A 20,486-nucleotide genomic window follows, 5' to 3' on the forward strand; every position below is an offset into this window, starting at 1 on the left:
AGAGTGAGATATTTGCAGAATGGGCGCGAACGCTAGCCCGACACCTCAGGTCCCGACCGGCAAGGAGAGGATCCTTGGCGGTCGGGAATTCAGCGCGAACCCCTGTGCACGGAGATTGCCTGGCCGCATGTGACGCGCAACGAGGAGCGTCTCTGCAGCCGCGACGATCACTCCGGCACGCCGGCGATGCCCAGGGCCTCGACGTAACGCTCGGCGAACACCTTGTCCAGCCAAGGGTTGATCTGTCTCTGCAGGGTGAGCGAGAAGGTCGGGAAAGCCTCCATCAGCCGCCGCGCCGCGGCCTGTGCCTCCTCCAGCCGGTTGAGTTTGACCAGCGCCATGATCACCACCCGGTGCGAGGAGCCGTAGTTCGGCATCTCGTGCAGCGCGCGTTCTCCCCATGACAGCGCTTCCTCGTAGCGCTCGAGCATCAGGTAGCTCATACCGATGCCGGAGAGCGCGATGCCCTTCTCGGGGTCCACCGGGCTAAGCCGCATTGCCCTGTGAAAGTGCTCGATCGCCGCGAGCGGGCGGCTGGAATGCGCGTTCACCCAGCCGCTGCCGGTATGGCCCTGCGCCGAATTGGGGTTGAGCAGCAGGGACCGTTCGATCGTGCCCAGCGCCATCTCGTAGTCCCTGGCGCTATAGGCGATCACCTGCGCGGCGAAGCGCAGGCTGGTGGGGTCGTCGCGCGCTTCCGCCAGGACCTCGCTCGCCATGCGCGCGGCGACCCGCATATCGTCGGGCTCGTGCCAGCACTGGCTCACGGACAGGCTGCGGATATAGGCGCCGAGTGCCTTCGCCAGGTTGAAGCCAGGGTCGATGCTGAGCGCCTCGTTGGTGAGCCGGCGCACGTCGGCAAAGCCTTCGCGCGTCATGCTGTAGAAGCGCGGCAGCGCGCGAAGGTAGAGGTCGTAGGCGCTGATGTAGTCGGTCGGCTTCATGCGCGCCTGCTTGATCTCCTCCAGCCGGATGCTCGGCTCGACAGCGCCGACGACGCTCTCGGTTACCTTGTCCTGCAGGTCGAAGATGTCGCTCACGTCGCCCTCGAAGCGGTCGGTCCAGACATGGTGTCCGCTGATTGCGTCCACCAGCTGCCCACTGATGCGCACCCGCGATCCGGCTCTGCGGATGCTGCCTTCGAGCACGTAGCGGACGCCCAGCTCGCGCCCGACCTGGCGCAGGTCCACCGCCCGGCCCTTGTAGGTGAAGGACGAGTTGCGGGCGATCACGAAGAACGAGTTCACCCGGCTCAATCCGGTGATGATGTCCTCCACCAGCCCGTCGGCGAAGTATTCCTGGTCGGGGTCACCGCTCATGTTGGTGAAAGGCAGAACCGCGATCGAGGGTTTCTCGGGCAGGGGAGGCGGTGCAGCGCTGGCGTCGGTCTCGACGCGGTAGGCGCGCACGGGCCGCTCGATGTTCTTGAGGCGCAGTTCGCCGAGCGGCGTGAAGCCGAAGTCGAGCTTGCCCTGAAGGTGGTCGTAGGCGGTGCCCGAGACGACCACGGTGCCGGGATCGGCGACGCTTTCGAGGCGGGCGGCGATGTTGACCCCGTCGCCGTAGAGGTCGCCGTCCTCCTCGCAGACCACATCGCCGAGATTGACGCCGATGCGCAAGCGGATCCGCTCTTCCTCCGGCGTCTCCGCCTCGTGTTCCGCGAAAGCCTGCTGGATCGCCATCGCCGAGGTCACCGCGTTGACGACGCTCGCGAACTCGCAGAGCATGCCGTCGCCGGTGAGCTTGACGATCCGGCCCTGGTTCTCGGAGACCAGCGGTTCGAGGACGTCCTTGCGGTAGGTCTTCAGCCGCTCGAGCGTGCCGCGCTCGTCGCGCTCCATCAGGCGCGAATAGCCGACCACGTCGCAAGCCAGGATCGCTGCGAGGTGGCGCTGCGTGGTCATCGCACTGCTCAGCCAAGCGCCTGCACGCGGGCCGCCCCGCGTCCATGTCCTGCCAACGTCCAGACGCGCCACGCGCATGGTATCCATCTCTCCCAGTCTCCGCCCGTCGCAGGAACGGAGAGCAGCTTGACCTTGCCTTCACGAGATTTGGCTATCAGCCTCCGGGACGCTGAGACGCCACTTCCGGAAGGCTGGGGATATTCCCTGCCCTGTGTAACCGGTTGACGCCACCGTGGTGCTGCTTTTGTATCCGGCATTACGCCAGACGTTCGCGCTCGGAGGTGCTTAGAGCAATTCCAGGAAAAGTGTGAAATGGTTAGGCTCGGCGATTTCGCCGCAGCCCTCCGTCCGGAATTGCGTAAAAACAAAGAGATAGAGCGGTTCGCCGTTTCCGTGAAACGGTGAAACGCTGTAGGTCGGCAAGTGGCGCAATGCGGCCGTCCGACGCCGGTCCGCTCGAGGCGATCCTGGATGGTTTATGGTGAATCCACCCAATATGAGTATGGTATTGGAAATAAAGCGCTTTTAGGAATAAACTGGTGCCGCTTGCGTGACTCGAACACGCGACCCCATCATTACGAATGATGTGCTCTACCAACTGAGCTAAAGCGGCCCGGGAAGCTGCTGGGCTTCCAAGATGCGCCGGTTGATAGACTCAACCGTCAGCTAATTCAAGATGGCTGGCAGTGAAATCCTGCGCCCGTACGCGGCAGTTCCGGTCGGTTGCCGCCGTGCGACAGCCGCCGGCGCCCTGCCGGCGCGGCTTGGCGGCCGCCGGCGGGCTGGCGTTCGTTCGCCGAGGCCGATCCGGCGGGCGCGACAAAAATGTTGATTCTTCAACAAAAAACGCCGAAATGGGCTTTGGATGCGTCGGCAAGGCAGCCGCTCGCCCGTTGATTGACTGGCCGCCTGCGGCTAACGATCGATAACTGTGAGCGAACGCGCAGAGGGAGCTCGCTTGGACGCCATCGAGAAAGCGATCCGCAACGCCTTCGAGAAAGGCAATGCCGAGGACAGGGTGTTTCGCGAGAAGGTCTATCGCTCGGCCTTTGCCGCGCTGGATCGCGTCCTGCAGGCCAATCCGAATGTGACGGTGGAGGCCGCCATCAACCGCCGCAAGGCGGTGCAGGCCAAGATCGCCGAGATCGAATCCGAATTCCTGCCGGCCGTCCAGGCCATCCCGGACGTCATGCTCCCGTCCGAGAACGGTGCGCCCGCCGGCGATGCCGCGCCGGCGCCGTCGGTGGACACGCCGGCCCGGTCTCCGGCGCCGTCGGTGGACGCGCCGCGGCAGGCTCCGGCCCAGGGGGTGCCGTCGCCGTCGATCACTATCGACGGGCCGGTGCAGCCCGACGCTTCGGATGCCCCGCGTTCGCGCGTCCTGCCCCGCGTGCCCGACATCATGCCGGACGAGGCGCTTCCCAACGCGCCGAGCCTCGATGATTCTCCCGGAGCCTCCGTCGGCAACGGCGCCGAAGTGGCGCCGGACCGCGATGAGCGGCGTATCCGGGGACGGCGCCTGCCGCTCACCGCCATCTTCGTCGTGGCGACGCTCGTTGCGGCCGCGGGCATCGGCCTCTATTTCGCGAAGCAGACCGGCGTCTTCAAGACGGCGGCCGAGCTCAACACCGGTCCGCCGGAGCCCACCCCGACGTTGGAAGACGAGGAATCCTCACAGCCGGAGGGCGAAACCGGGTCGCCGCAAAAGCCAGGCGAGGCCGACCAGTCGAAGAACTGGATCAACGTCTTTTCGCCCGCCGACCCAACTCATGTCAGCACGCCTTCGGACGCCGGCGCCGACGTGATGAAGGACGACACCGGCCAGTTCCTGCGCATCCGCTCCGGCGCGTCCGGCTCGGCGATTGCCTTCGACGTCGGGCAAGGCGTGCTGGAAAAGCTCGCCGGCAAGCATGCCATGTTCGACATCATCGCCCGTTCGGAAGAAGGCAAGGAGACGCAGATCTCGGTCGACTGCAATTTCGGCGAGCTCGGCGATTGCGGCCGCAAGCGCTATGCCGTCGGCCACGAGCGCAACGAATACCTGTTCGACGTGCAGTTCCCGGCCAAGCATCCGGGTGCTGCCGGCACCATCGCCGTCAATTCCGACTTCGACAAGCAGGGCAAGTCGGTCGACATTTACGAGATCCGCGTCTCGATCGCGGAGTGACCTCGCCCCTCGACGCGGGCGTGGGTGGGGTGAAGCGCCTGAGTCGGATTGTCTAACTGTCGAGCAGCGCCTGCAGCGTCTCGATGCGGTCGGCCTCGGCGGCCGGCTTGTCCCAGCGCAGCCGCGAGATGCGGGGAAAGCGCATCGCCACCCCCGATTTGTGGCGCGTCGAGCGGTTGAGGCCTTCGAAGGCCACTTCCAGGACCAGGCCGTTGTTGCGGTCGGCGCGCACCGAGCGCACCGGCCCAAAACGCTCGATCGTGTTGTCGCGGACATATTTGTCGATCTGCCGCAGCTCCTCGTCGGTGAAGCCGAAATAGGCCTTGCCGACCGGCACCAGCTCTTCCGAGCCCTCCGGTCCGGCCCAGACGCCGAACGTGTAGTCGGAGTAGAAGCTCGAGCGCTTGCCGTGGCCGCGCTGCGCATACATCAGCACCGCGTCGACCGTGTGCGGATCGCGCTTCCACTTGAACCAGGGGCCCTTCGGCCGGCCGGCGAGATAGGGCGAATCCCAGCGCTTCAGCATCACCCCTTCGATGATCGGATGGGGCGGCGCCTGTCGCAGCCGCTCCAGCGCCTGCCAATCCGGAAATTCGACCAGCGGCGAGAGGTCGAAGCGGCTGGGATCGAGCGTCTTGACGAAGGCTTCGAGCCGGCTTCGGCGCTCTGCGAAGGGAAGGCCGCGCAAATCCTCGCCGTTGATCTGCAGCGCGTCGTAGCAGCGCATGAAGGCCGGATATTGTTGCTGGATTTTTGCCGACACGCTCTTGCGGTTCAGCCGCTGCTGCAGGTCGGAAAAGGTTCCGGTCGCCTCACGCGGATCGCCGACCAAAAGCTCGCCATCGAGCGCCGCCTCGAAATCCATCGCGGCGGCAAGGTCTGGAAAGGCACCCGAAACATCGTCGCCGGTGCGCGAATAAAGCCGCCGGATGCCGCCTTCGCACACCGCCTGCACGCGGATGCCATCCCACTTCCACTCCGCGGCGTAGTCGGCCGGATCGAGCTTTTCCAGGTCGCCGTCGTCGACCGCATTGGAGAGCATCACCGGCCGGAACAGGGCGAGCGCCACGCTCCTCGGTTTTTCCGCCCGTCCTTCCAGCCACGCGAAAAGCTCGATGTAGGGCGGCGTCAGCCCGTGCCAGAGCTCCTCGATCTCGGCGACGTCGGCTTGGCCGAGATCGGCCAGCGCCTGCTTGGCGAGCCGCGCCGAAACGCCGATGCGCAAGCCGCCGGTCACCAGCTTGATGATGGCGAAGCGCGCCGAGATGCTGGCGCTGTCGAGCAGCCTGGCAAGCACTCGCGGCCCGTCAGAGCGGCTCGCCGCCTGCAGCTTGCCGACCACCTCGGCCAGCGTCGGCGCATGGTTCGGGATATGGCCGGCCGACTGCGGCCACACCAGCGACACCGTCTCGGCGAGGTCGCCGACATAGTCGTAGGAATAGCCGAACAGCACCGGGTCCATGCGGTCGGTGACCAGCGCGCGCAGCATCGCCGGCTTCACCGCCGCGATCGACAGATCGCCGGTGATCGCCGCCAGCGCCAGCCCGCGGTCGGGATCCTCGACGCTGCGGAAATAATCGGTGAGCAGCGTCAGCTTGCCGTTGCGCGACGGCGTCAGCACCAGCCGGTCGAGGAGCTCGGCGAAACGGTTCATCTCAATCGCCCTCGTCCTCGTACCCCACAAGGTGCAGTGGCCTTGCCGCTATGCCCTCCAGCTCGCACCAGCGCACCAGCGCTTCCTCGCGGCCATGCGTCACCCAGATCTCCTCGGCTTGTGTCTCCTTGATCGTAACGGTGAGCTCATCCCAGTCGGCATGGTCGGAAATGATCAGCGGCAGCTCGACGCCGCCTTGCTTGGCGCGCTGGCGGATGCGCATCCAGCCTGACGCGAAGCAGGAGATCGGATCGGGGAAACGCCGTGCCCAGCGGTCGGCGAAGGCCGCAGGCGGCCCGACGACGACGGCCCCGGTGAAATCGGCCTTGCCGCCGCTTTCCACGGTCCCGGGTTCAAGGTCGCCGAGATCGATCCCCTGGCTCTGGTAATACTCGCTGAGCTTGGCCAGCGCGCCGTGGATGTAGATCGGCCTGTCGTAGCCGGCGTCGCGCAGCAGCCGCATGACGCGCTGCGCCTTGCCGAGCGCATAGGCGCCGATCAGGTGCGAGCGTTCCGGGAACTGCGCCGCCGATTTGAGCATACGCGCGATTTCCTCATGGTCAGGCGGATGCCGGAACACCGGCAGGCCGAAGGTCGCCTCGGTGATGAAGACATCGCACAGGACCGGCTCGAAGGGCAGGCAGGTGGCGTCCTTCTGGCGCTTGTAGTCGCCGGAGGCGACGATGCGCATGCCCTGGTGCTCGACGGCGATCTGCGCCGAGCCCAGCACATGGCCGGCCGGATGGAAGGTGACGGCGACGCCGTTGATGTCGGTCGTCTCGCCGAGGACGGCCGCCTGGGTCGTCCCGGCAAAATCCTCGCCATAGCGCAAGCCCATGATGTCCAGCGTTTGCTGCGTCGCAAGCACCGAGCGGTGGCCGGAGCGCGCGTGGTCGGAATGGCCGTGCGTGATCAGCGCGCGACCCACCGGCCGCACCGGATCGATGAAGAAATCGCCTGGCGGGCAGTAGAGGCCCTCAGGTCGCGGTTTGAGCAGGTCGCTGGCGCGCATCGCTCCAAGATAATGGCTAAATTCCTCTCGGGAAGCCTGTTGCAAGAGACTGCTGACTCATCCTACAGCCGGTCGCCGGTTCGCCTTGCCGGTCGGATCCTTCAACCATGAAACCGCTTCAGGCCTCGTCCGGCGACTTGAACGCCGACCGCCGCGCCGACTTCGCCGAGATGCTGCTGGCCTCCGGCGAGCCCGCGCAGGCGGCGGAGCTTTTGCTCGGCGCGCTGGAGCTGGCGCCGCAATGGGCGGCCGGGTGGTTTCGCCTCGGCGAGATGCAGGAAGCGGCAGGCTTCCTTGACCAGGCCGCACAAGCGTGGACGATGGCGCTGAAGCTCGATCCCGCGGACCGGCTGGGCGCTTCGCTCAAGCTGCAATTGATCGGCCATGCGCCGGCGGCAGCCGCTCCGCCCGGCGCGTTCGTCGAGACCCTGTTCGATCATTATGCCGACGGGTTCGAGGAAGCGCTGGTCGGGACGCTCGGCTACCGGATGCCGGATGTCCTCGACCGGGCCATTCGCCTGGCCAGGTCGGGTCGCTTCAGGCTGGCCCTCGACCTCGGCTGCGGCACCGGCCTGATGGGCGAAAGGCTGCGGCCGATCGTGGAGCGGCTGGAAGGCTACGACATCTCGGCCGGCATGTTGCGGAAGGCGCGCGCCAAAGGCATCTACGACCAGCTCTCCAGGGCCGATCTCCAGCATTTCTCTTATGCTGGCCCGAAAGCCGACCTCGTGGTCGCCGCCGACGTGCTCATCTATATCGGCGCGCTCGAACGCCTTGTCGGGGCGGTCGCCGATACGCTCGTGGATGACGGCATGTTCGCGTTCTCGGTGGAGACCACTGCCGGCGGCGATGACTTCGCCTTGCTGCCGTCGCGGCGCTACGCGCATTCCGAGGCCTATGTGCGGCGCGTCCTCGCCGCCTGCGGGTTCTCCGTCCGGTCGCTCGATCCAACCGTCATCCGCCAGGATCGGAGCGAGCCTGTCGATGGCCTCGGCGTCGTGGCCGAGAAATCGTCAAAGCCGTGATCTTCACACCCCTCTGTCCTGCCAACGTTTCTATCGATCCTGCGAGAACGCCAGAATCGCTGCTCGCGAAAAAGCCCGAATCGCATGGTCGGGGTTATGCTTGGGCGGATACAGCACGGAGGGATACCATGCGCTTCAACATGGTTGTGTTGGCGTCTTGCCTGATGGTGGCGGGCTGCGTCGGCGGCACCTCGATGGCCGAACGCCAGGACGAGGCCGTGCAATCCTCGCTGCAATATGACGATGTGCCTTGCGACCAATTGTTGGCGCAGCGCAATCAGGTGGCGCAGCAAAACAACCTGCCGATCACCGCCAAGCCGAGTTTTTCGAATCCGGCGATGGGCTTCGGCCCGTTCACGCCGGACATGCGCTCGAAGGCGCAGCGCGACGCCGACAAGGCGAGCGGCGAGATCGACGCCATGAGCCGGTCGATCGAGCGCCGTGACTGCGGCAAGCCGAAGAAGAAGGACAAGTTCGCGCTGCCCGGCTCGAAGCCGTCTTCGCCAGCTCAGTAGCCCGCTTCGCGGTCCACCAGGTTTTCCAGCTTTTCGCCGCGCTCGAAGGCATCCATCTGCCGAAGCATGATCGGCACCAGATGGGCCGGATCAGAGGTCGCCGCCGCGTGCGGCGTCACGAACACCTTCGGATGGCTCCACAGCGGGCTCGTCTTCGGCAGCGGCTCGACCTCGAACACGTCGAGGCTCGCTTCCTTCAGCGTGCCGTCGTCCAGCGCCCGCAGGACGTCGGCGTCCTTCTGCAGCCGCCCGCGCCCGGCATTGATCAGCACCGCGCCGCCAAGGCCGTTGCGCCGGCGCAATTCCTTCAGCACGCCGTAGTTGATGATGCCATGCGTGTTGGAGGTCAGCGGCAGCAGCACCACCAGGATGTCGGTGGCGTTGAGGAACGGGATCAGCCCCGCTTCGCCGGAATAGGTCGAAACGCCCTTCATCGGCCGCTCGGTGCGTGACCAGCCGTTCACGGCGAAGCCAAGCGAGAGCAGCACCGAGGCGGCCGCGCGGCCGAGATTGCCGAGGCCCATGATGCCGACGGAGATGTCTTCCGCCGGGCGCTGCGGCAGCTCGCGCCAGATCTTCTTCTGCTGCTGCGCCCGGTAGTGCCTGCTCTGGCGATGGTGGTCGAGCACCCGCCAGACGACATATTCGGTCATGTGCTGGGTGAGATTGTCGGCGACGATCCTGATGATCGGCACGTCGGGCAGGCCTGGGTCGGCGAAGATGTGGTCGACTCCGGCGCCGATCGAGAAGATGGCGCGCAGATTGGGCAGCGACGACAAGAGATTGGGTTTCTGCTTCCACACCACCGCATAGGCGATCGAAGGATCTTTGGGGCCGTCCGGCTCCAGCACCACCTCGCGCTCGACCGCGAGCAGCTCGCGCCAGCGCTGCGGGTGAAAGCCGGTGAGGGCAAGCAGGATTTTGCCTTTTTCCATTGGCGGATTTTCTTCCCTGTTATTGAAGTCCGGGCAAGCCTACTGGCTGACCACGCCGGTCGGTGCCGTTTCGATCCGGAAGGCGGCCGAGATCAGCGCCCTTGTATAGTCGGTCTGCGGGCTGCCGAAAATCCGTTCGGACGGGCCGGCCTCGACAACCTGCCCATTGCGCATGACGATCACGTCATTGGCAAGGGCCCGGATGACCTTCAGGTCGTGGCTGATGAAGAGATAGGCGAGGTTGTGCCTGGCTTGCAGGTTGCGCAATAGGTCGACGACCTGCGCCTGCACGCTCATGTCGAGCGCCGAGGTCGGCTCGTCGAGCATGACGAAGCGCGGATTGAGCACCATGGCCCGCGCGATCGCGACGCGCTGGCGCTGGCCGCCCGAGAATTCATGCGGATAGCGGTGGCGCGTCTCGGGATCGAGCCCGACCTCCTTCAGCACCTCGACGACCTTGTCGTCGCGCTCGTCGGGCGAGAGTTTCGGCGCGTGGATCTTCAGCCCTTCCTCGATGATCTCAGCGACCGACATGCGCGGGCTCAAGGATCCGAACGGATCCTGGAAGACGATCTGCAGCTCGCGCCGCAGCGGCCGCATGGCGCTGAAGGACAGCTGATTGATGTCGCGCCCGTCGAAGTTGATCGCGCCCGTCGAGGAGATCATCCTCGCCAGGGCCAGGCCAAGCGTCGTCTTGCCGGAGCCGGATTCGCCGACGACGCCGAGCGTCTGGCCGGCGCGCACCGTGACGTCGATGCCGTCCACCGCCTTCACGTGGTCGACGGTGCGACGGAAGAAGCCGCGCTTGATCGGAAACCAGACCTTGATGTCCTTGCCGGTCATCACCGCCTTGGCATCGGCATTGGCCGCCGGCGGCTTGCCCTTCGGTTCGGCGGCCAACAGGTGCTTGGTGTAGGCGTGCTGCGGGTTGGCGAAGATCTCCTTGGTGGGTCCGGTCTCGACTATTTTGCCCTTGGTCATCACGCAGACGCGATCGGCGATCTTCCGCACGATGCCGAGATCGTGGGTGATGAAGAGCATCGACATGCCCTTGCGGCTTTTCAGGTCGGCCAGCAGTTCGAGGATCTGCGCCTGCACGGTGACGTCGAGCGCCGTCGTCGGTTCGTCGGCGATCAGCAGTTCCGGCTCGTTGGCCAAGGCCATGGCGATCATGACGCGCTGCCGCTGGCCGCCCGAGAGCTGGTGCGGATAGGCGTCGAGACGCTTCTGCGGATCGCGTATGCCGACCTCGGCGAGCAGTTCCAGCACCCGCGCCCGCGCCTGTCGGTCGCCCAGCCCCTGGTGCAGTTTCAGCACCTCGACGATCTGCTGCTCGATCGTGTGCAGCGGATTGAGCGAGGTCATCGGCTCCTGGAAGATCATGGTGATCTTGTTGCCGCGCACGCCGCGCAAGGTCTTTTCGTTGGCCCCGAGCAGATCGGCGCCGTGGAACAGGATCTTTCCCGAGGGATGGCTGGCCGCGGGGTAGGGCAGGAGCTTCAGCACCGAGAGCGCCGAGACCGACTTGCCCGATCCGGACTCGCCGACCAGCGCCAGCGTCTCGCCCTTGGCGATAGCGAAGGAGATGTGGTCGACGGCAACCGACTGGCTGCCGCCTTGCGCGAAGGCGACGCTCAGATCGCGGACGGAAAGCAGGGCTTCGCTCATTTGAACGTCTTGCGCGGATCGAAGGCGTCGCGCGTCGCCTCGCCGATGAACACCAGCAGCGACAGCATCAGCGAGATCACGATGAAGCCGGAGATGCCGAGCCACGGCGCGTTGAGATTGCGCTGCGCCTGCTTCAGCAGTTCGCCGAGCGAGGCGGAGCCGGGCGGCAGGCCGAAGCCGAGATAGTCGAGCGAGGTCAGCGTCGAGATCGAGCCCGAGAGCAGGAAGGGCAGGAAGGTCAGCGTCGCCACCATGGCGTTGGGCAGAAGATGGCGGAACATGATGGTGAGGTTGGGCACGCCGAGCGCGCGCGCCGCGTTGACATATTCGAAGTTGCGCGCGCGCAGGAACTCGGCGCGCACCACGCCGACCAGCGCCACCCAGGAGAACAGCAGCATCAGGCCGAGCAGGATGAAGAAGCCGGGCGGCAGGATCGCCGAGACGATGAGCAGGAGGTAGAGCACCGGGATCGCCGACCAGATCTCGATGAAGCGCTGGAACAGAAGGTCCGTCCAGCCGCCGAAATAGCCTTGCACGGCGCCCGCCGCGACGCCGATCAGCGACGAGCCCAGCGTCAGGATCAGCCCGAACAGCACCGAGATGCGGAAGCCGTAGAGCACGCGCGCCAGGACGTCGCGCGCTTGGTCGTCGGTGCCCAGCCAGTTCCAGTTGCCGACGACGCAATTGGGATCGGCCTCGCCTTGCGGATACTGGCTGCAGCGCGCCTTCCTGTCGTAGAGCCAGGACGGCTTGGCGGGCGCCGCTTCGGGGATGGCGTTGTTGACCGTCTGGTAGGAGTAGCGCACCGGCGGCCAGATCATCCAGCCATTGGCGTTGATCTCGTCCTGGATGACCGGATCGCGATAATCGGTGACGGCATAGAAGCCGCCGAACTTCTCTTCCGGATAGGCGACCAGCACCGGAAACAGGATCTCGCCCTTGTAGGAAGCGATGATCGGCTTGTCGTTGGCGATCAGCTCGGAAAACAGCGACAGCACGAACAGGATGAGGAAGATCCACAGCGACCAGTAGCCGCGCCGGTTCGCCTTGAAATTCTGCAGCCGCCGCTGGTTGAGCGGCGAGAGCCGCGGCCGGGCGGCGCGGGCCGGCTTGGTTTCGGCCGAGGCTACCGCCATCAGATGTCTCTCCGCTCGAAATCGATGCGCGGATCGACCCAGGTGTAGATCAGGTCCGACAGCAGGCCGACGAACAGGCCGAGCAGCGAGAAGATATAGAGATTGGCAAAGACCACCGGATAGTCGCGGTCGATCACCGATTTGAAGCCGAGCAGGCCGAGGCCGTCGAGCGAGAAGATGTTCTCGATCAGCAGCGAGCCGGTGAAGAAGGCCGAGATGAAGGCGCCGGGAAAGCCGGCTATGACAATCAGCATGGCGTTGCGGAAGACATGGCCGTAAAGCACCTTGCGTTCCGAAAGGCCCTTGGCCCTCGCCGTCACCACATATTGCTTGCGGATTTCTTCAAGGAAGGAGTTCTTGGTCAAAAGCGTCGTCGTGGCGAAGGCCGACAGCACAAGTGCGGTCAGCGGCAGGGTCATGTGCCAGAAATAGTCGATGATCTTGTCCGGCCAGGACAACTGGTCCCAATTGTCTGAAACGATGCCGCGCAGCGGGAACCAATCCCAGAACGAGCCGCCGGCAAACAGCACCATCAAAAGGATGCCGAACAGGAAGCCGGGGATGGCGTAGCCGACAATGACGATGCCGCTCGTCCAGACATCGAAGGTCGAGCCGTCCTGCACCGCCTTGCGGATGCCGAGGGGGATCGAGATCAGGTAGGACAGAAGCGTGATCCACAGCCCGATCGAGATCGACACCGGCATCTTTTCCAGGATCAGGTCGAGCACCGAGATATCGCGGAAATAGCTGTCGCCGAAATCGAAGCGGCTATAGTTCCACAACATCATGCCGAAGCGCTCGAGCGGCGGCTTGTCGAAGCCGAACTGCTTTTCGAGCTTCTTGATGAATTCAGGGTCCAGCCCCTGCGCGCCGCGATATTTCGAGCTGACGTCGCCGGCGACATCCAGATTGCTGGCGCCGGCATCGCCACCGCCGCCGCCGAGGCGGTCGGTGCCGCCCTGGTTGGTCAGCCTGGCGATGACCTGCTCGACCGGGCCGCCCGGCGCGAACTGGATGACCGCGAAGGAGATCGCCATGATGCCGAACAGCGTCGGGATCATCAGAAGAATGCGGCGCAGGATGTAGGCGCCCATCAGGCATTGTCCTTCTTGAGCAGGGCCGCCGTATCTGAAGATGTCCCCAAGGCAGTCGCTTCAGACCAATTGTCGACGCCGGCGCCGCCCCTCAATGTCCTGCCGGACATTTCTCCCCGTATAGAGACGGGGAGAAAGGGGCCGGCCGCAATCTCTGCGCTTTGATTGCGACGCTTGTGATTGGCGCAACCATTGATGAAGGCCCCCCTCTCCCCGTCACTATACGGGGAGAGGATGCCGGCAGGCAGGTGAGCGGCGGCGCCAACGCTCGCAAGAAATTCACCCTTTGCCAATTTTTGCCGCCTTGCCCATGTCGAACCACCACGCCGTTTCGACCGGAAAGCCGAAATCGGGTTTCTGATCGGGAAAACCGAACATGTCCCAATAGGCGACGCGGTGATTCGCGAGATAATATGTTGGAATCCAGTCTAGCCGTGCGCGCAAGACCCGGTCGAGCGCCCTAAGCGCCGTGACGAGTTCTGTTCGGCTTTTTGCCTTGCCCGCCGCCACGATCAGCGCGTCGATGGCCTTGCTTTCGGTACCCGGATAGTTGCGCTGCCCCGGTGTATTCGCCATTCGGGAGTCGTAGAGCATCTCCAGTCCATCGGCAGTGGGCGTTGCCCCGATAGACCAATGGAGCAGGTTGAAATCGAAGTCGAAATCGCTCTGCCGCTCTTCATATTGTGTCGAATCGACCTGCCGGATCGACGCGTCGATCCCGATCGCCTTCATATTCTCGAACCATTTGGTGAAGAGACGGACGATGCCATCGTCTTCGGCCAGCATTTCCACGCGCAGTCGCTCTCCCTTTTCATTGACCACGAAATCGCCCGCCCGCTTCCAGCCGGCTTCGGCGAGCAGTTTTGAAGCCTTGCCGAGCAGTTTGCGGTCGCGGCCCGAACCATCGGATATAGGTTGCATGACCGGTTCGGCGAAAGTTTCTGGCGGCAGTTCGGCTCGAAACGGTTCCAGCAGGGCCAGTTCCTGGGCCGAGGGTAGGCCCTGAGCCTTGTAGTCCGAGCGTTCGAAATTCGATTGCGAACGCTCGTAAGAACCAAAAAACAGCACGCGCTTGCTCCATTCGAAGTCGAAGCAATTGGCAATCGCCAGTCTCACGCGCACATCGCGGAACTGCGGACGGCGCTGGTTAAGCGCGACGGCCTGCATGTCCGGCGTCTTCTCGCCGGGAAACTCCCGTTTGACGACCCTGCCATCCTTGAGCGCCGGAAAATCATAACCGGTTGCCCAAACCCGCGAGGTAAATTCCTCGCGAAAATGCGTGTCGCCCTTTTTGAAGGCCTCGAACGCCGCCTGGCGATCGAGGTAGAAGTCGATACGAATGCGATCGAAATTGTTAAGGCCGCGGTTCACGGCCAGATCGCGGCCCCAATAGTCGGCGACGCGGTCATACTCGACGGTCTGTCCAGCCACGACGTGCCCCATCTTGTATGGTCCCGAACCGAGCGGCGGTGTCATCGTCGAGGCATCGAAGTCATTGGCCGTATAAAAGGCTTTGGACACGATCGGCATTCCGACGACCGTAAGAATGTTCTGCGCGGATTGTTCGCCGTTGAAGGTGAGGTTGAGGGTGACGGCATCGACGGCAACCGCCTCCGTCATATAGCGCAACGCCTTGGACAGGTTTGGATGGCCCTGGTCCTTGTACAGCTTCAATGCGAAGGCGACGTCCTCGGCGGTCAGAGGTGTGCCATCGTGGAATCGCGCTTGCGGTCGCAGGCTGAAGCGGAAGCCGTTGCGGTCTTGCGACAAGGTAACTGACTCGGCAAGCACGCCATACATCGCGTCCGGTTCGTCGAGTGCGCTTGTCATCAGCGAATCGAAGCAGAGTTCCGTGCGCGGTGGCGAATCGCCTTTCAGCACCAGGGAATTCAACGTGTTGAAGGTCAGAAAACTCTGATTCAAGGTGGCGTTCGGTGGCGCGAAATTCATCTGGCCGCCCTTCGGCGCGTCCGGATTGACGTAGTCGAAATGCGCAAAATCGGGCTTGTATTTGAGGTCGCCGAAAGCCGACAGGCCATGCAGTTTGACGCCGGTCGGCGTCTCGGCAAAGGCGCGGCCGGGGAGCAGCGATGCGGCCGCTGCTGCCGCGCCGAGCGCCAGGAAGTCGCGACGAGGGAGCATTGTCTGCCGCCCCATCAATGAAGGCCCTTATACTTGGCGGCAAGCGCCTTTTCCTTCGCCGTGTCGATCCACCAGGAATCGATATCGGCGCCGCGGTAGCTGGGCTGCTTTTCCGGCATGCCGAACTTGTTCCAATAGGCAAGCCAAACCACCGCGCGGTAGTATTGCGGCACGGTGTAGTAGTTCCACAACAGCACCCGATCGAGCGCATGGGTGGCAGCGACCAGCTCGTCGCGGTCGGTGGCGAAGATGATGCGGTCGATCAGCGCGTCGACGACCGGGTTCTTGATGCCGGAATAGTTGCGCGATCCCGGCGAGTCCGCCGCCTTCGAGCTCCAGAAGTCGCGCTGCTCGTTCCCTGGCGATTCCGATTGCTGGAGTATGCTGGTGATGGCGTCGTAGTCGAAATTGTTGACGCGGTTGATGTACTGCGTCTGGTCGATGATCCGCAACGTCGCGTCGACGCCGATCTTGCGCAGGTTGGCGATCCAGGGACTGGCGATGACCTGGTCGGTGTCGTTCGAGCCGAGTATTTCGAACTTGAACGGCGCGCCGGTCTTGGCGTTCACCATCTTGCCGTCCTTGATCACCCAGCCTGCCTTGGCAAAGAGGTCGACAGCCTGCTTCAGATATTTGCGTTCGGCTTGCGGTGAATCGTAGACCGGTAGCTTGAATTCCTGTGTGAACAACTCCGGCGGCAGCTTGTCGCGATATTTCTCCAGGATTTCGAGCTCCTTGCCTTGCGGCAGCCCGCTCGACGCCAGTTCCGTACCCCCGAAATAGCTGTGGGTGCGCGTGTTCGAATTGTAGAACAGCGTCCGGTTCATCGTTTCGAAGTCGAACGGATAGGTCAGCGCGGCGCGCACCAGCCGATCCTGGAACAGCGGCCGCCGCTGGTTGAGCACGAAAGCCTGCATCGGCTCGGGCGAGGTTGTCTTGAATTCCTTTTTGACCACGTCTCCGGCGCCCACCGCCGGAAAGTTGTAGGCCGTCGCCCAGCGCCGCGAGCTGTTTTCCGGCTTGATGTCGTCGAGCCCGCCCTTGGTGAAGGCCTGCCAGGAGGCATTGTCGTCCAGGATGTAGGTGAAGCGCTGGGTGTCGAAATTCTCGCGGCCGACCTTCACCGGCAGCTTGGCGCCCCAGTAGTCGGGCACGCGCTGCCAGACGATCTCCGAGCCAGGCTTGAAGCTGGCGATCTTGTAGGCGGCCGAGCCCAGCGGCGGCTCCAGCGTCGGCTTGGTGACGTCGCGCTTCTTGCCGCTGGCGTCGGTGCCCTCCCACCAGTGCTTCGGCAGCACGACCAAGTCGCCGATGATCTTCGGCAGTTCCCGATTGCCCTTCTGGTTGAAATGGAACTCGACCTCGCTGTCCGAGAGGGCGACCGCTTCGGTCACATTCTCGAAATAGCGGTTGTACATCGGGCTGTTGGTCTTGAGCACCTGGAACGACCAGACCACGTCGTCGACGGTGATCGGCTGGCCGTCGTGCCATTTGGCGCGCGGGTCGAGCCGGTAGGTCGCCGAGGAGTAGTCCGCAGGGTATTTGTAGGCCTCGGCGATCAGCGGGTGGCTGACGCTGCCTTCGTCCTGTGCCTGTTCCATCAGCGTGTCGTAGAGCAGCCCGCCGCCGAACTGCGCGAAGCCGGCGGCCGGCGATCCCTGCACGATATAAGGGTTGAAGCTGTCGAAAGTGCCGGTAACCACGGAGTTGTAGGTGCCGCCCTTCGGCGCATCCGGATTGACGTAGTCGTAGCGCTGGAAATTCTCGCCGTATTTGGAAGGGCCGATCAGCGAGGAGGAGGTGTGCCATTCGTCGGCGGCACCGGCCGGCAAACTGGCTGCAAGGACGAACGCCAGCATCGATGCGAAAAGTGTCGTCGATGGGAAAAGTGTCCGGGAGCGGCCAACCGTCATGCGTTCTCCTCGTCGCGAGCTCTGGAGCGTTCATCGTTTTACGAAAACGACGACCGCTCCTTCGCTTTGTTTCGACGCAATTCCGGACGGAAAACCGGGTCCCACTTTTCCTGGAATTGCTCTGCCCACCGGCAATCTAGATCATTTGACGCCGGTGAAAACCGCAAGGGGCGGTCTTTGTCGCCCAATATGCGGCTTTCCTAACAGAAAAGCCGGGACGAACCCGGCTTTTCCAAGGTGTCTTCATGACAAATTGTTTATTGAGCCGGCGCAGCCGGCTTGGCGGGCGCGGTGCCCTCGGCCGGCTTGGCCGGTGCCGCTCCTTCGGCAGGCTTGGCGGGTGCAGCGCCTTCCGCCGGCTTGGCTTCGGCCGAAGCGCCCGGCTGCGGCAGCGGCTTCGGATTGTCCGACAGCGTGCGCAGATAGGCGATCACGTTGGCGCGGTCTTCATCCTTCGGCAGGCCGGCGAAGCCCATTGCCGTGCCCTTCACGAACTTCTTCGGCGAGGTGATGAAGTGGTTGAGGTTGTCGTAGGTCCACTTCTCAGCGCCGCCCTTGGAAAAGTCCTTCATGCCGGCGGAATAGGCGAAGCCCTCATGCTCGGCGACAGGGCGGTCGACGATGTCCCAGAGGTCCGGACCGACCTTGTTGGGGCCGCCCTTTTCGCCGGAGTGGCAGGCCTGGCACTTCTTGAAGATGGCGGCGCCCGCCTCGGCATTGGCAGCAGCAAGCAGATCGGCGATCGGCTTGGCTTCGGCGGCCGGGGCGGCTGCGCCACCGCCTTCGGCCGGCTCCTGGGCCTCGATGGCGAAGCCGGGCTTCTCGGGCGCGGGGGAAGCAAACAGGGCGTTGGACACGATGCCCACGGAAAAGACGACGAAGCAGGTTCCGAGGAATCCGCCGAGCAGCTTGTTGACTTCGTTGGAATCCATACGCCCCTTGCTCCCTTTTCCGGCGGACCGTCCCGTCCACTCCGTCCGTCGGTATCGCTAAAGGCCCGGGAGGGCCAGTCAAATCGCGCGGAAACTAGGTCTTTTGCTTCGGCGTTGCAACACCTATAAGGGCGCTTCCAGTGAGACCTTTTGCCACTTTTCCATCCGCTTTCCCGGCCGCCCCGAAGTCCCATGTCGACATTGATCCTGATCCCCGCCCGCATGGCCTCGACGCGCCTGCCGGGCAAGCCGCTGGCCGACATCGCCGGCGCGCCGATGATCGTCCATGTCGCCCGTCGCGGCGCCGAGGCGGGGCTTGGCCGCGTGGTGGTGGCGACCGACACGGAGGCCGTCGCCGACGCGGTGCGGGCGCACGGCTTCGAGGCCGTCATGACGCGCGCGGACCACGAATCGGGCTCCGATCGCATCTTCGAGGCCCTCACAGCGCTTGACCCGGAGAAGAAGGTCGAAACGATCGTCAATGTCCAGGGCGACCTGCCGACGATCGACCCCGAAATCATCGGTGCATCGCTGCGGCCGTTCGCCGACCCTTCGGTCGACATCGCCACGCTCGGCGTCGAGATCGTGCGCGACGAGGAAAAGACCAATCCCAACGTCGTCAAGATCGTCGGCTCGCCGCTCTCCGCGACGAGGCTGAAGGCGCTCTATTTCACGCGCGCCACGGCGCCGTGGGGCGAGGGCCCGCTCTATCACCACATCGGCCTCTACGCCTACCGCCGCGCCGCGCTTGAGCGCTTCGTGGCGCTGAAGCCGTCGCCGCTCGAGCGCCGCGAGCGGCTGGAGCAGCTGCGGGCACTGGAAGCCGGCATGCGCATCGACGCCGAGATCGTCAATTCCCTGCCCCTCGGCGTCGACACGCCCGGCGACCTCGAGCGCGCCAGGCAAATCATTTCAAACTGAGACATCCGCAAGCGAGACATCGGCGCATGCCTGAAAACACCAACAGAATCTCCTTCCAGGGCGAGCCGGGCGCCAATTCCGACACCGCCTGCCGCAACATGTTCCCTTCGATGGATCCGTTGCCCTGTCCGACCTTCGAGGACGCCTTCAACGCGGTCGAGACCGGCAAGGCCGAACTCGCCATGATCCCGATCGAGAACACGATCGCGGGCCGTGTCGCCGACATCCATCATCTGCTGCCGGAATCGCGCCTGCATATCGTCGGCGAGTATTTCCTGCCGATCCACTTCCAATTGATGGTGCTGCCCGGCGTCAGGCGCGAAGAGATCAAGACGGTGCACAGCCACATCCACGCGCTTGGCCAGTGCCGCAAATACATCCGCAAGAACGGCTGGAAGCCGGTGGTCGCCGGCGACACGGCGGGTTCGGCCAAGATGGTATCCGAGGTCAAGGACCGCACCATGGCCGCGCTCGCGCCGGCGCTCGCCGCCGAGCTCTACGGTCTCGACATCATCGAGAAGAATGTCGAGGACACCGACTCCAACGTTACCCGTTTCGTCGTGCTGACCAAGAACAAGCAATGGGCCGAACGCCCGTCGCCGGACGCCAGGATGATGACCACTTTCATCTTCCGCGTCCGCAACGTGCCGGCCGCGCTCTACAAGGCCATGGGCGGCTTCGCCACCAACGGCATCAACATGACCAAGCTCGAGAGCTACCAGCTCGGCGCCTTCACCGCGACGCTGTTCTACGCCGACATCGAGGGCCACCCCGACGATCCGCTGGTCAAGTTGGCGCTCGACGAACTGCGCTTCTTCTCGCGCGAGATGCGCATCCTCGGCGTCTATCCGGCGAGCGCCTCGCGTGAGCAGTGGAAGGTCGCGGATTAGCTGGCTGCACCTGCGAGGTTAGGCGAGACGCTCGTGCTTCGTCATCCACGGGCGAAGCAAGGAGCGAAGCGACGCAGCGCAGACCCGAGGATCCATGCCGCGACTTCAACGCGTTACGACGGTCCTGAATTCTGCTCCGCTGCGCCCCTCGATTGAGGTAACGGCATGGATTCCAGGGTCTGCGCTCCGCTTCGCGTCGCTCCGCCCTGGAATGACGAACCCACGAAGGTCGTCGCCAATCTCAGACGTCGGCGTTCGACCCAATCTCACCCAAAGCCGAGCGGGACATAGTCGATTTCGAGAAATTTCTCGACCTCGGGCACCCAGCGGTCGCGGACGAAGGCGACATGGTCTGGGTGTTCGTTGTACCTGGTGTAGGCGGCCTGGTCGGCGAACTCCATCGAGAAGCCGAACTGATAGTCGTTCTTCGGGCTCACCTGCCGCAACTGCTCGAAATGCGTGACGCCCTTGATCCCGGTGAGGATCTTTTTGGCGTCGTGCAGGAAGCGCTTCGTTTCCAGCGACTGCAAGGGATGCTTCAGCGTGAACACGACGGTGTGACGGATCATTCTTCTGCT

At 64.1% G+C, this 20,486-nt stretch carries 16 protein-coding genes and 1 tRNA gene; 5 read left to right on the forward strand and 12 right to left on the reverse strand.

Going from position 1 to position 20,486, the window contains the following annotated elements; all coding sequences use genetic code 11:
* Positions 1-167: 167 nt before the first annotated feature.
* Together EN874_RS24900 and EN874_RS24905 are read right to left on the reverse strand one after the other, a co-directional pair.
* Entirely contained in the window at positions 168-1,904 is a 1,737-nt protein-coding gene (locus EN874_RS24900; protein ID WP_127427606.1) for an adenylate/guanylate cyclase domain-containing protein, read from the reverse strand.
* Between the two features lie 537 nt (positions 1,905-2,441).
* A tRNA-Thr gene (locus EN874_RS24905) sits at positions 2,442-2,517 on the reverse strand.
* Between the two features lie 345 nt (positions 2,518-2,862).
* On the opposite strand from EN874_RS24905, the gene EN874_RS24910 reads away from it, so the two are divergent.
* On the forward strand, positions 2,863-4,071 hold the full coding sequence (locus EN874_RS24910) for a hypothetical protein (RefSeq protein WP_127427607.1): 1,209 nt from the start codon (positions 2,863-2,865) through the stop codon (positions 4,069-4,071).
* 52 nt (positions 4,072-4,123) lie between these two features.
* Here the strand turns inward: EN874_RS24910 and EN874_RS24915 are convergent, their stop codons facing one another.
* A complete protein-coding gene (locus EN874_RS24915) occupies positions 4,124-5,725 on the reverse strand; it encodes a cisplatin damage response ATP-dependent DNA ligase (protein WP_127427608.1) in 1,602 nt (533 codons plus the stop codon).
* Between the two features lies 1 nt (position 5,726).
* Positions 5,727-6,737 carry a ligase-associated DNA damage response exonuclease gene (locus tag EN874_RS24920; protein WP_127427609.1) on the reverse strand — a complete coding sequence of 337 codons (1,011 nt, stop codon included), beginning with the start codon at positions 6,735-6,737 and terminating at the stop codon, positions 5,727-5,729.
* 107 nt (positions 6,738-6,844) lie between these two features.
* Here EN874_RS24920 and EN874_RS24925 point away from each other — a divergent pair, with 107 nt between their 5' ends.
* Together EN874_RS24925 and EN874_RS24930 are read left to right on the forward strand one after the other, a co-directional pair.
* A complete protein-coding gene (locus EN874_RS24925) occupies positions 6,845-7,762 on the forward strand; it encodes a methyltransferase domain-containing protein (protein ID WP_127427610.1) in 918 nt (305 codons plus the stop codon).
* Positions 7,763-7,890: 128 nt separating this feature from the next.
* Positions 7,891-8,277 (forward strand): hypothetical protein, encoded by a 387-nt coding sequence (locus tag EN874_RS24930; protein ID WP_127427611.1) that lies wholly within the window; start codon positions 7,891-7,893, stop codon positions 8,275-8,277.
* Here the strand turns inward: EN874_RS24930 and EN874_RS24935 are convergent.
* From EN874_RS24935 to EN874_RS24970, 7 genes are all read right to left on the reverse strand, one after another.
* Entirely contained in the window at positions 8,271-9,212 is a 942-nt protein-coding gene (locus EN874_RS24935; protein ID WP_126086066.1) for a glyoxylate/hydroxypyruvate reductase A, read from the reverse strand. The genes EN874_RS24930 and EN874_RS24935 overlap by 7 nt on opposite strands.
* A gap of 39 nt (positions 9,213-9,251) precedes the next feature.
* Positions 9,252-10,880 (reverse strand): ABC transporter ATP-binding protein, encoded by a 1,629-nt coding sequence (locus EN874_RS24940; RefSeq protein WP_127427612.1) that lies wholly within the window; start codon positions 10,878-10,880, stop codon positions 9,252-9,254.
* Positions 10,877-12,016, reverse strand: coding sequence for an ABC transporter permease (locus EN874_RS24945; RefSeq protein ID WP_127427613.1), 1,140 nt, complete (start codon positions 12,014-12,016; stop codon positions 10,877-10,879). The genes EN874_RS24940 and EN874_RS24945 overlap by 4 nt, the downstream gene beginning before the upstream one ends.
* The gene (locus tag EN874_RS24950; protein ID WP_127427614.1) at positions 12,016-13,110 is read right to left on the reverse strand and encodes a microcin C ABC transporter permease YejB; all 1,095 of its coding nucleotides are present in this window, start codon (positions 13,108-13,110) and stop codon (positions 12,016-12,018) included. The genes EN874_RS24945 and EN874_RS24950 overlap by 1 nt, the downstream gene beginning before the upstream one ends.
* Positions 13,111-13,389: 279 nt before the next feature.
* Entirely contained in the window at positions 13,390-15,267 is a 1,878-nt protein-coding gene (locus EN874_RS24960) for an extracellular solute-binding protein (protein WP_245513663.1), read from the reverse strand.
* Positions 15,267-17,165, reverse strand: a complete 1,899-nt coding sequence (locus tag EN874_RS24965; protein WP_127427616.1) for an extracellular solute-binding protein — start codon at positions 17,163-17,165, stop codon at positions 15,267-15,269. The genes EN874_RS24960 and EN874_RS24965 overlap by 1 nt, the downstream gene beginning before the upstream one ends.
* 257 nt (positions 17,166-17,422) lie before the next feature.
* Positions 17,423-18,097: a cytochrome c family protein gene (locus EN874_RS24970; protein WP_127427617.1), complete on the reverse strand. Its 675-nt coding sequence runs from the start codon at positions 18,095-18,097 to the stop codon at positions 17,423-17,425.
* Positions 18,098-18,289: 192 nt separating this feature from the next.
* On the opposite strand from EN874_RS24970, the gene EN874_RS24975 reads away from it, so the two are divergent.
* Together EN874_RS24975 and EN874_RS24980 are read left to right on the forward strand one after the other, a co-directional pair.
* Positions 18,290-19,018, forward strand: a complete 729-nt coding sequence (locus tag EN874_RS24975) for a 3-deoxy-manno-octulosonate cytidylyltransferase (RefSeq protein WP_127427618.1) — start codon at positions 18,290-18,292, stop codon at positions 19,016-19,018.
* Positions 19,019-19,044: 26 nt separating this feature from the next.
* Positions 19,045-19,908: a prephenate dehydratase gene (locus tag EN874_RS24980; RefSeq protein ID WP_127427619.1), complete on the forward strand. Its 864-nt coding sequence runs from the start codon at positions 19,045-19,047 to the stop codon at positions 19,906-19,908.
* Positions 19,909-20,174: 266 nt separating this feature from the next.
* On the opposite strand, the gene EN874_RS24985 is transcribed toward EN874_RS24980, so the two are convergent.
* Complete coding sequence (locus EN874_RS24985; RefSeq protein WP_127285625.1) at positions 20,175-20,477, reverse strand: Dabb family protein; 303 nt, start codon at positions 20,475-20,477, stop codon at positions 20,175-20,177.
* Between the last annotated feature and the right edge of the window lie 9 nt (positions 20,478-20,486).

It is taken from the genome of Mesorhizobium sp. M1D.F.Ca.ET.231.01.1.1 (assembly GCF_003999155.2).
GTDB lineage: Bacteria > Pseudomonadota > Alphaproteobacteria > Rhizobiales > Rhizobiaceae > Mesorhizobium.